Below are 12,381 nucleotides of genomic sequence, written 5' to 3'. Positions count from 1 at the left end.
CAACCACCTACCTTATCTTAGGCGTCCTTTTGACCGCAACTGTCTTTGTTGGAGTTTATAAAGCTCGTTTGCAATTTGTTTTATGTCTGAGTCTTTTCTGACGTTGAAGGTATTTCCGGTAATGACTACGCCACCAACACCACCCATAGAGGATGAACCAACCCCAAAAGACACGCCAGAAACTGACGGTGCAATTGTGGGATTAGCCGTAAACTGACTTAGCGAAGCCAATTCCGAAGCCGCAAAACTTACTGTTTGTGCTAATTTCGGAATGCTGTTTTGAATGCCGGACGCAAACATGTTCATAAAGTTAGGAGCCCACTTATCGGAATCTGAAGCCGGCCCCTTCTCCGTCGGGCTGTGGAACCCGAGATATGAAGCAATTGTCCTTGCAACATTTTTCACTGTGGAAACGACACTGTTAATCTTGCTCTTTATCCCGGATGCAAACATGTTCATGAAGTTGCTTCCCCAACTATATGCCTTGGATGCCAGCCCAGACAAAGTACTGCTGATACTGGAAACGGTACTGCTAATTATGCTTTTAACACTATTCCATACACTGCTTGTTACGCTTTTAATATTATTCCAAGCACTCGTTACGGTGCTTTTAACTGCATTTGTAACTGAAGTTACAACGCTTTTTATGCTGTTCCATACGGAAGTTGCAGTTGTTTTAAGACTGTTCCAAAGCGGGGTGATAAATGATTTAATTGAGTTCCAGATTGCAGTTGTTTGACTTTTGGCTCGGTTCCACGCATTAACGATGAAATTAACTAAATCTTCAAAATAATAGTTGTGGTTGTACATCCATTTGAACGCACCAACTACAATATTTTTAATCCCATTCCAGACGGTAGACGCTACACCTGTTAACCAGTTCCAAGCGTTAGATATCCATTTCGTCACGCTGTCCCAATTTTGCCAAAGCCAAATACCTGCCGCAACGATTCCGGCAATGACCGCAATAATGATGCCAGAAGTCCCGGTCATTACCCCTGCAATAAGCGTAAATGCTGTGCGGACTACATTACCAATATTTAAAATGACAGGTGTTAGACGTACAAGCCAGCCCCAAAAGGTGGAAGCAAACCCTACAACTTTTGAGAAGCCGGAACCGAGCATGTTTAAGACCTGAGGCAACCTTGTTAGGTTCGAAAGAATTACCCCTATGGTCTTTAGTAGGTTACCGAAGAGGGAGGTTAGCGGTCCCAATGCAATAGTTACAGCACCTAAACCTATGGCTATCTTTTGCGTAGCCGGGTCTAGCTCACCAAACTTCCTAACCATCTCCGCCAAACGCTCTAAAAATGGAATCAATGCGGGTAGGATGTGCTCACTAATAGCAATCCCTAGCCCTTCAAGTGCCGACATAAATTCACGAAAGGCTCCCTTTGTGTTATTCGCCATTGTTTGCGCCATTTTCTGGGCTGAGCCGTCGGCATTCTCTAACATTGAGGTAAAATCTTGCAGACCAGAGGTACCCTCCTGCAACAAAACAGCCATTGCAGGACCTGCCTCAACACCAACCAATTCCATGGCATCAGAGGCTTTAACCCCTGCATTTGCGAGCACTTCGATAATTTCCGCTAATGATTTAGTTTTAGGGTTAACGTCTTCGGCAGTCAGACCATATTTTCTAAGGGTTTTTTCGGTACTCCCTGTTACGTTTGACAATTGGCTAAGAATACCCCGCAATGCCGTACCTGCCCGTTCCCCTTGGATACCAGCATTAGACATTAACGAGATTGCCGCCGCCGCTTCCTCTACACTAATTCCAAATGAGTTAGCAATAGGTCCTGCATAACCCATCGCATACCCCATTTGTTCAACTGAGGTATTAGCCGAGGATGCGGCTTTTGCAAGTACGTCTGCCATATGCCCCGCCTCTTCAGACTTCATGCCGAACGCAGACATAATGTTTGACGTAATGTCTGCGGCTCTGCCAAGGTCTAATGCCCCGGCAGTTGCAAGGTTCAATACTGCGGGCATGGCATCGATGATTTCGTTGGTCTTAAACCCTGCCATACCGAGGTATAGCATACCTTGAGCCGCCTCTGAAGCTGAGAATTTAGTAGTTTCCCCTAGTTGCTTAGCAACTTCCTTTAACTTTTCGAAGTCCTTTCCTGTTGCACCAGTAACAGCGGCAACTTTTGACATGCTTTCCTCAAAGTTAGCCCCCGCCAAGATTGCCGCCGCTCCTAGCCCTGCAAGTGGTGCTGAGATGTGCGTGGTCATTTTCTCCCCAATATTGCTGACAGTGTTTCCAATCTTCTGGAACTTACCGCCAAAGTTAGAGAGACTACCAGCACATTGGCTAATTGATGCTTCAATACGTTTTAGACTTGCATCTAGTCCCGACGTATCAGCCGTAAATTTTGCAACAACTTCTGCAATTGCCATTAACCGCTCACCTCCTTCCTGTTTATAAATCCAAATTGTTGTTTTAGCTCGTCCAAGCTCTTTTTCTTTTTGTCTGTTTTGTGGGACTTATGGTTCTTTGATAATTTTGCTGGCTTCTTCAAGAACTTAGAGTTCATGATGTCCACCGCTAGGTTTTCAAGAAACTCAAAATACCTTTCTTCATCTTCCACTTTTCCTTTCAGCATGAGATGAAATTCATACGGGGACAGTCCCCAGAACTCATCCGGAAGAAGCCCCAGCTTACCAAATGCAACCTTTTGCAATTGTTCCCAATCAACCTCTTCTATTACTTCCCCGAGCCACCCTTATCGGCGTTTTTAGTCACGGACATTTCCAGCGCCTTCATGACAGCATCTCCAACGTCTTCTAAAGACGGGGCTTCATCAAGTAATCGTCCAGCTTCTTCCAAGGTCAGGTCAGGATTTTCATGGAGAAGCCCTGCCCAAACCAAAGCACGTAAATCCTTCATTCGAAAGTTGTTTCTAACCTCCAAAAGCGAACGTCCTAATGCATCTTCTAGCTCGCAAAAGGCACTGAACGTATATCTCAACTTTCGTTGTTTATCCAATTTTACAGTAACTGTTCGTTTCGCCATCTTCACCACTCCTTGCTAGGTTAATCACTTACTCGCCGGCTCCGGTTCCACTTCCGCCTCCACTACCTCCAGAACCTCCACGAACAATCGAATAAGACCCTCTTCCAGTTAGCGTAAGAGAATACGATACGCCATCTTCTTGCGCAAATTCCAGCGGAAATTCAGACACAATTACTTCCCCTTGATACGTCAAACCAGACGGAAATTTAAAAGCAACTGACAATGTTTGACGGTTTTCAAACGCTTGTTCCAAAGCTAAAAGTGCTTCGTCATCTTCCACCATGAATCCTGAGCACTCAATTGACCAGCTTTTGCGTCCCGGTAGATAATCACCAAATTCTCCATCAGTCTTACTGGAGACATCGACTTCTTCAGCGCCACGGTTGAAGGTAGCATCTCCTTGACCACCCAAAACCTTTTGTTCTGTCCCCGTATCTACGTACAGCAATACATCAATACCAGCGACTTTATTAGATGCCATTTAACATCACTCCCCATCAGTGATTAGACTGCAATTTATTGAATATTGCGTTCTTTGGTTTTCGTCTTTTCCTATATACAAAGGCTGGTTGGCAATGCACAGGATTACAAAAGCATCACCAACGAAAAACCTAGACTTAGTGCGCAATGCTTTATAAATTTTCCACGCTTTTTCCTCAGCTTGTGCGGCACTCTCATTCCTCAGGAGGATTTGGACATTTAGGCGGTTAACATGAGGTTCAGTTGTGCCCGGCGTAATCCTCACCATAGCACAATTATTTTCAGATTGAGCGTAAAACTCATTGCTATATGTCCGAATATTAAAACTATTTTCAACAAACTTCCTCAACTCCTCAATCCTCATTAAACCACCTCCCCTAATCAAGTGCCTTTAAATTCCGTGCCAATCGCTCTTTAACATGTTTTTGATAAGCGCTCCGTTCCCCCATAAGTGGACGTTCAAGAAACTTAGCACCAACTGGATACCGTCTTCCAGACATTCCAATCCCTCCAGGCTTTCTCCGTGAGCCTTCCCCCAAGTTATAACTACCTTCATGCATTTTCAGTGCATAGTTGAATCCTCGATTATACGCACGGTAAGAAACTTCCACGCTTCCTTGTGTAGGGGAAGTGTCAACTTTTTTGTTCCAACTAGACTCAAGATAGCCTGTCTCATGCGGAGCCGCTCCAGAAGATGCCCGAACCAAGTCATCTCCCACATCGTGGAGTGACATGTTTAATGCGTATTGAATAGACTTTGAAGCACTTTTCAATTTAGAAACATTTGTGGCGACTCTCGTTCTCATCCTCATCGCAAACTCACCTTTCTAAGAATCACCTTTCCACCGTAATCCTTGATGGCTTTTATTGACAAAGACTCACCTGAAATAGTTAAGCCACTGGAATCCGTAAACTCAATTTTGTCTCCATATCGGATTACTTCTTTTGGCGAAACGTATAGTGTGTATCGTGACGATACCTCTTCTCCGTTTTGGTTTAGAACAATCCGGGTTTGCTCTGAAATCCTCCCCCTCACTTCCCTAGACTCTCCCCAGATTGGCTCACCCCATCCGTCAATTCCTTCAAGTTTGGTTATTTTGATTTTGTCTTTCATAGGTATCCAAGCCATTTAAATCACCGTCCACAAGTCATAAGGATTATATCCTGTTTCGTACTCGATTTTCTGGACGGCTCTAGGAGAGATTCTAGGCGGAGCCTTTGCCATTGAAACTGAAACACCATCGACAGATACGCTGGTAACTCCCAACTCTGCCTTTTGAATTGCGTCGTCCATGCAGAGAATCCATAAAGCCTGTTCATAGATGGCTTCTACTGGAATTTCAAAGTCAATATCACCCAAAAATTCGGATAAATCTTTTTCCGCTTGGTTCAATGCTTTTATCCGCATGGTTTCGTCAGCTTCGTCCCATGCTTCCGTATGCAGAACAAACGTGTCAAAATATTGCTCGGCATCAGTGAGGTTTGGCATTCCTAATCACCTCACTTTTCACCTTTCTTTTTAGTTGCCTTCTTTGTTGTCTTTGCCTCTTTTTTCGGTTCGGCTTTAGCTTCTTGTGCTGGAGTGTCTTCTAAGATACGAACTCGTGGATTTTTCTTGAGGGCTTCAATGACTTCTTTGTCTTCTGTTTGGGCAAACCCTGAGGTGAATTCAATTTTCTTTGTTCCTACCCAAACGGTTAGGAATTGGTTATCGCTCTGAAACTTAGCCATATTCCCACCTCCTAGATGTCACGGTAAATGATTGAAACTGCTACGGCTCTGTCTTCAGTAAGTGTTCCGTCTGTGTTGTTATGGTAGTTAAGTGCAAGTCGTCCGGTTGCGTAAAAGGGGAAATTCTCTTGCCCCCAGACTTTCCCAATCTGATAAAAACTTTCAAAGTGTTGTGCCTCAACTTTTCCGTATTTCTCGGAACCGCTCCCCTGTGCTACAAGGATATTTAAGTTAGGAATGTGCTTCGGAACAGCGAAACCCGAGTAATTGTTATGCGCCGGCTCACAATCTAAATAAATCAAAGTATCTCCTTGCGTTGCTCCCGGCAGGTCTGGGGCAAACAGATGAACTGCAGTAATCTCAATGTCTTTAGTTCCAAGGTCAATATAAACCTTTTTGCTTTCACCGGGTTCAATGGGTCCAGGAATGAATGCATACCTATAATGAACTCCCATAAATACCTGCCTCCTTTTGTCAAATCAGAGAAGAGGACATCCAACTGGATGCCCTTTTCAATTACTTCAAGTTAATGAGCTTAGCGTGAGCTTTTTCTTGCTCAAATTGCAATACATACTCACCAATGATTTGACCTTTAATAAAGTCTCCTTGTTTACCCAAATATTCATGCGTAAAGCTACGAGAACCAAGGGGACGAACAGAAATACGGTTCAGGTCAACAATCATAATCTCATTCGATTTCAAGTTGTCGTTTAAAATAATCGGGAACTCACCGAAGTCAGAAATGAAGGTATCAACTACACGTCCTTCAACTCGGTCATTGACTCCGTGACGTACCAGTTGTTCCCCGATAGAAGCGATAGCACGCTTTTGTGCGGCAGGCGTCATGATGACGTGGTTAGAGACAGTTTTGAATCCTCCAGCGGCATAGATTTTTTGCAAAGCGTCATTCAGCATGTTTACACTGACACCCTGACCGCTGGCATCTTCAATGTTCGATACAATGAAGTTACGAATACCCCGCATATAACGTTTCATTCCGTTGTTAACACCAGGCCCAGCAATCAAAGCTTTCTCAAGTTGCAAAGCCAACTCAGATTGTTTGTGCAACCGTTGTCGCTCATATTCGTCATCAATGCCGTATTGGGCAACTTCCATTGCACTACCAGAAATTTCGATGGTCTCGTCAAAAATTTGGGTATAGTTTTCAACCAGTTTGCGTTGTTTTACCCGTGCTTCCCGTGCTTCTGCACCTTCCTCAGACTCGTTATAGAGAACTTCCACAACAGCATTGGCAGTGTGGGCAGTGGCGGTGCTTCCCAGATAGCCGCGAGTAACGTTTACGGTGTTTCCGTTAACACCAGTAACCAACATATACTCATCATCAACTTGGATTACATGGCGAGGACGGAAAATAGAACCATCAACCACTTCTAATCCAGTTGCATCCTCTGCCGCGTCAGAAACCAATTTAGTTTCATATGCAAACATCTCGTCCTCTACCCACTCATGACGAGTGTTATAAACGGGCTCGCCAAATCCTACCAAGGACAAAAGTGGGATTTGGTGCGGACTAAGCAAAAGCATCTCATCAACAACGGACTCCTTTTTACCTACAATCAATTGAGAATTTTGTTGTGCCATAAAAACCAACTCCTTGTTAATTTAGTTAATTTAGTCAGAATGGTTATTTATTTATTTAACTCACGCTTAAGCTGTGAGTATCTGATAATGTCTTCCTGACGTCCGGTTCGCTTAGCTCTATCATGAGCTTCTTTTAAAAGTTGCTCTTTCGTCTTTTCCGCCTTACCGGACGGGTTAGTAGGTGCACCTAAAACTTTAGGTTGCTGTTTTTTCTGAACCACCAAGAAAGGGTTTTGCTCTACAAGGTTTTTGACTAAATCGTCGATGCCATCAACATCTCCATTTTCGTCAATGTTAAGCTGAAAAAGCTCATCTTTGACCAATTTCAAAGCGGCATCAACATATTCCACGTCGTACTCCTTGGCTTTTTCCTTGAACTTAGACTGAATCTTTTCAGTACGATATTTGGCTTTAAATTTTTCGAATTCCTCAGACAAAGCGTCATACTCTTCTGCTTTCTTTTTCAGCTCGTCATTGCCATTCATCACTTCCTCAAGCTGTTTATTTAGCTCTTGGATTTTTGCTTCATATTTATTTTTAACTTGGTTTACCCTGTCCCCAATGATTGAATTTAATTGAGACTGAGTAAACATGGGTTTTTCGTGTTGTTCCCCCTGTTGGGTTTGTTTCACTTCTTGTTGTTTGTTTTCTTGTTCCATAGTACATTCCTCCTTAACCTTGCTTTGCGGCGCAAGTAGCCGAATTCCGCAGCAGCTTTTAACGACCTCACTGCGTGTTGGTCAAGGAATTAGTTAATAACTTGCTCATCTTGAATAACCAACAACCTTGTAATAGGTTGGTCTTGGGTTCCATCACTCTCATTGTAATACCAGATTCCAAAGAAAACTTCCCCACCAAAGTGGAGACTTTTCATTTGCATGTTCATTGCAGCCAAATCGGAGGGATAGACATAGTTGACTTTATCCAAAGATGGACGAATAATTGTCCCGCACTTGATTTCAATTGCTTCATCCGGAGGAACAGCAATTTGAACCAAGTCAAGATGCGAATTTTTTGGGTCCTTTCCATAATAAAGAACCAAACCGTGCTGTCCCGTTGTAGCTCCAGTAATTGGCTTGATGTAAACGTGAAGTCCCTCAACTGTCGAAACAAACCCTTCAGGTGCCGGAATTTGCAAATCCAATCCGGTTTCAGCGGCAACAGTTCCCGTATAGGTGTGGTCCAACCACCTCATTGACTTATTAAAAGCACTGGCAGAACGATAGTTAGAGTCCACTGGCAACGGCTTATTTGCCATGACATCACCTCCTTAATCAAATGTCATAGGTGTTTTGTTCAAGTCCTGAAGTTGTCGAGGAAGTGTTGAAGGGTCTCTAAACGGATGAATACTATGCTGACAGCCCGGATGGAATATACCAGACATTCTCGCCTCGGCTAATGTTGGATAATTTCCGGGTGCTCTCTCTGTTAGCTTAACTATCCTGCCTTCCCAACGCCTACAAGGAGCATGTTTGCTCCCGTGGGCGGAGATAGTCGCATACATAGCATCACGGGAAAGCGCTTCGTTAGTTGCACCTTCCAAATGTGCCTGCATTAATTTTGTTCTCGTTACCATGCGGACATAAGCTTCAATTGACCAAATCCTATTTGCACGGTCACGAATCGCAAAGTTAGCGGATTTTTCAGCCTGCCGCCTTAGAACTTTGCTAATGTCTTTAATTTGCTTACTTCCTTTTTCCCCTTCAATTGCACCCTGCCGCAATTGTTCCCCGACAATCTGACGAATGAACTTCTTTACCTGAAGCTCTGTGTTATGGGTCATTTGCAACAAATCTTCCATAGTGTCAGCTACCATCGCCTCAATGAATTGGCGGTTAAGTCTGTTTGTGGAAACTAACTCCATTGCCTTTTTTAGCGTGGGTGCTTCGCCGAGAGTAATAATTGTCCCCGCCGCTCCTTCTTGATAAGCTTTTGGAATGTTCTTTTCAATCCAAGCCTCAGCGGATGCATCAAGCTCTCTCAATATTTCGGTGATTTCTCGTAGCAACCTTTGACGTTCCACCGACTTCATATCTAGCGGAGCACGTAAGAGTAAATCCCGTATTCGTTCCGCCGCTCTTTTATACTCTGCAACCAAGACTTCAACCTCATAGTTATATTCCTGTTTAGGAACTGGCTGAGGATTCCAAGTCATTATTCATCCCCGCCTTCAACTTCTTCAAGCGGAACGGAAGGCATTGCTTGAGGAATTAGTCTTGCTTCGTCTTCTTGGATGGCTTCTATTATCGTTTCCGCCACCTTGTCCTCCACTTCATCAAGGCGTTTAATAGCGGACTTGACGTCAAGCGTCGGTTTATCTCCGGTTCGAAGTGCCATGATTTCAGCTTCTTCTTTTTTGTTTTTCGGTAATCCGTCTTTCCAGTGAATAATTGGTTCCTCGGGCTCAATCCCAAGCTCAGGTTGGTTAAGTGCCTTTAATTCAAGTGCTGTTTTAATCGCATTCTTAAACGCATAGTCCACATGAACTCTGATTCGTTTAACTTTGGACAGGATGGGCATAAACCTTGATTGGATAGCCACCCCGTCAGTGTGAGAAGTACCTGTTCCTCCGGAGTTTTCCGTAATGGTAGTACCAAACAACCATTGCGGTGTCTCTGCCATCTGATACAAGATGTTAATCAGATAATCAAGCTCTTTAAATTGCCCCTCTAACCGGGAGTCAAATTGCATATAACCGGGCTGGGGTTGGTCGTTTTCTAGTGGAATATATCTGCCAGCCCAGCTTACAGTCCCATTTTCTCCGGTTAACCGTGGGCCATATGCTGGAGGGTCACCGTGCTTCCACAGGATATAATCAATCTGAACTAGGCGGTCATTGATGGCTTGTATAATCGATTCCGCCTTTTCGATAAAAGAAATTCCTTCCCACGTATCGTCAACCGATTTATACGGAACGTGCCAAACCGGAATATAATTTAATCCGGTTGGTATAATGTCTTGTTCCATTCCCGTAGGAACCCTTTCTTGAATCCGATACATCATAATTGGGACACTGTCTATGTTTTGGACATCTAAGGGAGTCATCCTAAACCTCGAATACGTTATAAAACCCGGCACGTGCCGTTCGACAAACAGGTAAGGAACTTCTTCCTTGCCCTCTAAAACCCATTCAACAAAGGCAATATTGATTGCCTTGAACCTATTCCTATCCCGTGACGATTCTTCAGGAAAAACAAACTCAGCAGGCACGCTTTCAATGATTGGTTCCAACTCAGCCCCTAGAAACTCTTCAGCCGAAACCCCTTCCGGTAAAAGTTCCTTTGGGACTTCTGAAAAATCATCCCGATACCCGTAACGAACCTTAATCCAAGAGTCACCCCTATATCCTCCGGAGATGACAAGTTCATGCCCTAGTTTGTTGAGGCGGTTTCTTTTGACAATCTCATTTAAAGCCTGCTTGGTTGGCGTTTCGTCCGGTTGACTAATGTCGTAAATAGGAGGTTCACCAAACATAAGGTCTGCGGGCTTGGTCAATAGAATATCCTGCAAGTTACAAGCGATATAAAGAGTTCGCAAATAAGACTCATGTTTCGTCCCTTTCAAAGCCTCGCTTGCCCGCTCAAACATTTCTTCTTGATTTCCCTGGAAGAAAAGCTTTCCTCGCTTATATTTGGCAAGTCTCCGTAAAACCCGTTCATCCTCAGACGGATAAATACCGCCTTCTTTAAATTCATGGGTTAATGTGGGAATTTCAAATTTAGATTCATCATCAACAAAAAGCATCCGCCTCACCTCCTCACATCCAGAATGGTTTGTCTTCAATCACAACAGGAACGCTCTGTCTTACTGCCGTAATTGCCATCTCCAAGCTGTCCGGCGCATCATCATGAGAATTTGTTCCGTACAACTCGAATTGTTCTAAAAGTCGATGATGTCTTGTGTTAAATTGGATTTTTCCTGATTGAATATCAGGCAACAAAGCCTCAATCCGAAGCTCCTTCCTTGCCTTCTGCTTAACCTCTTTTACTCGGGTATGTGCAGGATATCCAACAGCCTGCAACTTTTGTTTCAAGTGGAAAGAAAAGAATTCTTGTGCGTGTTGGGCTTCAACAGCGATAACGTCCGGTTGCCATTTAAGCACTCTTTCAACAATCACGTCTAAGAACTTATCCGGGTGAATCCTCTCCACATAAGAGTCAACAACATAGATAACACCTGTTTCTTTATTTCGAGCGACAACCGAGATTGCCGAAAAGTCCCCTCGCTCTTTCCCCATTGCAAAGTCAATACCAAATCCGATGTGATACTGACTATGCTTAAACGTCTTCCCGGGGTCTTTATTGTCCCAATAGGTGAAGCTCTTGAGGTTGAATATCATCGAATCTTCGTCTATAGGATTGTTTTGGTACTCTGTGTTAAATGCCTTTGTTCCTAAATCCCATTTAATCTGATACAGCGTCCATAAATCCTTTGACTCTGGCCAAAGAAGAATTGCTCCTTTATCCATTTCTTCTTTGTGCTTTTTGTAAAATTCCTTAGCGTCATTTAAACGGTTCGGGTTTTCGTGGTCTTGGTAAATCTTTCTGCAGTGTTCCCACAAATCCAACCTTTCCGGCTCTTTAATAATTGACCTATATACTTTCGGTTCAAAATCACCTCGACGATAAAGCAAATCCATCAAAAGGCAGTCATGGTGAACGGTTGTACCCATCAAAACAATAGCAGTTCGTTTTCCTTTAGGGTCTCCAAGAGGGAGCACAACCGAGTTAAACCAATCCTTTAACTTTTCCCGCTGTTCCTGTGTTCCGGCATTTTCCTTAAGGTCTTCCAAGTCGTCACATACGATTAAATCCGGACGAGAACCGTTCCAGTTCTTACCCCGCAAAGCCTTACCAGTGGAAGACGCTTCAACGAGAGTTAAAAGTTTCTGTTCTCCGTCCTTGCCCTCGTGCCAAGCAATGAATGATTCACTATTATCTCGGGGGTTTTCTTGCTTCTTTGGATTCAGAAGCGGCCCAAAGTCTTCCCTAAGTTTTTTATTGTGCTTTAGTTGAAGTGAAATCCACTCAATATTTTTCATCGCAATGTCTGGGGTGATGGATATTGCAATGATGAATTTTCTTTTTCTAAAGCAAACCTCCCGAATCGGGAAAGCTTTTGAAAGGTACGTTGATTTAGCATGACCACGAGGAGCGGCACGAACAATCTTAGCATTTTTCCTTTTGTTGCTTACCTCGTCCATGTCGTGACATATTTCTTTATGAAAATCTGCCGCATCTTCAGGGCATTCTAGGTCAAACCCTTCCCAGTTACCGGGGTTTCCCGGGTTTCCTTTCTCGGAAAAGTACTCCCAAGAGAAATATAATAGGTCAACCTCTGCCCTATGTACTCGCTTCAACCTTGCAAGTTCGTCCATCATTTTCGCCACTTCTTCCAGTTCTTCAGGCGTGGCATTGTCGATGTCAACCAATTCAAGGTATTCTTCCAGAGTATTAATCATTTCTTGTCGCTCTTCCCGGTCTACCCAACGCTTTTCAGATTTAATCCATGCCATATACCAGCACCTCCCTTTTTCAGAATATTTAGAC

At 43.7% G+C, this 12,381-nt stretch carries 16 protein-coding genes; all 16 read right to left on the bottom strand.

The genetic code is table 11. From position 1 onward, the window contains the following. Positions 1 to 12: 12 nt before the first annotated feature. Positions 13 to 2,403: a phage tail tape measure protein gene (locus tag I8U21_RS01950; protein WP_198053138.1), complete on the bottom strand. Its 2,391-nt coding sequence runs from the start codon at positions 2,401 to 2,403 to the stop codon at positions 13 to 15. Further along, positions 2,403 to 2,687 carry a phage tail assembly chaperone gene (locus tag I8U21_RS01945; RefSeq protein ID WP_198053137.1) on the bottom strand — a complete coding sequence of 95 codons (285 nt, stop codon included), beginning with the start codon at positions 2,685 to 2,687 and terminating at the stop codon, positions 2,403 to 2,405. Before I8U21_RS01945 ends, I8U21_RS01950 begins: the two co-directional genes overlap by 1 nt. Positions 2,688 to 2,710: 23 nt before the next feature. Next, positions 2,711 to 3,019 carry a hypothetical protein gene (locus I8U21_RS01940; RefSeq protein ID WP_198053136.1) on the bottom strand — a complete coding sequence of 103 codons (309 nt, stop codon included), beginning with the start codon at positions 3,017 to 3,019 and terminating at the stop codon, positions 2,711 to 2,713. A gap of 28 nt (positions 3,020 to 3,047) precedes the next feature. Then, a complete protein-coding gene (locus I8U21_RS01935) occupies positions 3,048 to 3,500 on the bottom strand; it encodes a phage tail tube protein (protein WP_198053135.1) in 453 nt (150 codons plus the stop codon). A 6-nt stretch (positions 3,501 to 3,506) separates the two neighbouring features. Then, entirely contained in the window at positions 3,507 to 3,863 is a 357-nt protein-coding gene (locus I8U21_RS01930; RefSeq protein ID WP_181729158.1) for a minor capsid protein, read from the bottom strand. A 13-nt stretch (positions 3,864 to 3,876) separates the two neighbouring features. Then, a complete protein-coding gene (locus I8U21_RS01925; RefSeq protein ID WP_198053134.1) occupies positions 3,877 to 4,311 on the bottom strand; it encodes a hypothetical protein in 435 nt (144 codons plus the stop codon). Continuing rightward, positions 4,308 to 4,628 (bottom strand): hypothetical protein, encoded by a 321-nt coding sequence (locus I8U21_RS14890; RefSeq protein WP_232337432.1) that lies wholly within the window; start codon positions 4,626 to 4,628, stop codon positions 4,308 to 4,310. The genes I8U21_RS01925 and I8U21_RS14890 overlap by 4 nt, the downstream gene beginning before the upstream one ends. Continuing rightward, positions 4,629 to 4,988: a hypothetical protein gene (locus tag I8U21_RS01920; protein WP_198053133.1), complete on the bottom strand. Its 360-nt coding sequence runs from the start codon at positions 4,986 to 4,988 to the stop codon at positions 4,629 to 4,631. An 11-nt stretch (positions 4,989 to 4,999) separates the two neighbouring features. Continuing rightward, positions 5,000 to 5,230, bottom strand: a complete 231-nt coding sequence (locus tag I8U21_RS01915; RefSeq protein WP_198053132.1) for a hypothetical protein — start codon at positions 5,228 to 5,230, stop codon at positions 5,000 to 5,002. A gap of 11 nt (positions 5,231 to 5,241) precedes the next feature. Further along, positions 5,242 to 5,685, bottom strand: a complete 444-nt coding sequence (locus tag I8U21_RS01910) for a hypothetical protein (protein WP_198053131.1) — start codon at positions 5,683 to 5,685, stop codon at positions 5,242 to 5,244. Between the two features lie 61 nt (positions 5,686 to 5,746). Further along, positions 5,747 to 6,832: an SU10 major capsid protein gene (locus I8U21_RS01905; protein WP_198053130.1), complete on the bottom strand. Its 1,086-nt coding sequence runs from the start codon at positions 6,830 to 6,832 to the stop codon at positions 5,747 to 5,749. 47 nt (positions 6,833 to 6,879) lie between these two features. Next, a complete protein-coding gene (locus I8U21_RS01900; RefSeq protein ID WP_198053129.1) occupies positions 6,880 to 7,491 on the bottom strand; it encodes a phage scaffolding protein in 612 nt (203 codons plus the stop codon). 89 nt (positions 7,492 to 7,580) lie between these two features. Beyond that, positions 7,581 to 8,090 carry a hypothetical protein gene (locus tag I8U21_RS01895; RefSeq protein WP_198053128.1) on the bottom strand — a complete coding sequence of 170 codons (510 nt, stop codon included), beginning with the start codon at positions 8,088 to 8,090 and terminating at the stop codon, positions 7,581 to 7,583. A gap of 12 nt (positions 8,091 to 8,102) precedes the next feature. Continuing rightward, positions 8,103 to 8,987, bottom strand: a complete 885-nt coding sequence (locus tag I8U21_RS01890) for a phage minor capsid protein (RefSeq protein WP_198053127.1) — start codon at positions 8,985 to 8,987, stop codon at positions 8,103 to 8,105. Further along, positions 8,987 to 10,576, bottom strand: a complete 1,590-nt coding sequence (locus I8U21_RS01885; protein ID WP_232337431.1) for a phage portal protein — start codon at positions 10,574 to 10,576, stop codon at positions 8,987 to 8,989. The genes I8U21_RS01890 and I8U21_RS01885 overlap by 1 nt, the downstream gene beginning before the upstream one ends. A 13-nt stretch (positions 10,577 to 10,589) precedes the next feature. Continuing rightward, complete coding sequence (gene terL / locus I8U21_RS01880; RefSeq protein WP_232337430.1) at positions 10,590 to 12,347, bottom strand: phage terminase large subunit; 1,758 nt, start codon at positions 12,345 to 12,347, stop codon at positions 10,590 to 10,592. Between the last annotated feature and the right edge of the window lie 34 nt (positions 12,348 to 12,381).

The organism is Thermoactinomyces sp. CICC 23799, from assembly GCF_016055145.1.
Lineage (GTDB): Bacteria > Bacillota > Bacilli > Thermoactinomycetales > Thermoactinomycetaceae > Thermoactinomyces > Thermoactinomyces intermedius.
Note: the sequence above shows the minus strand (reverse complement) of the source record. Positions and strands in the feature narration are given on the sequence as shown.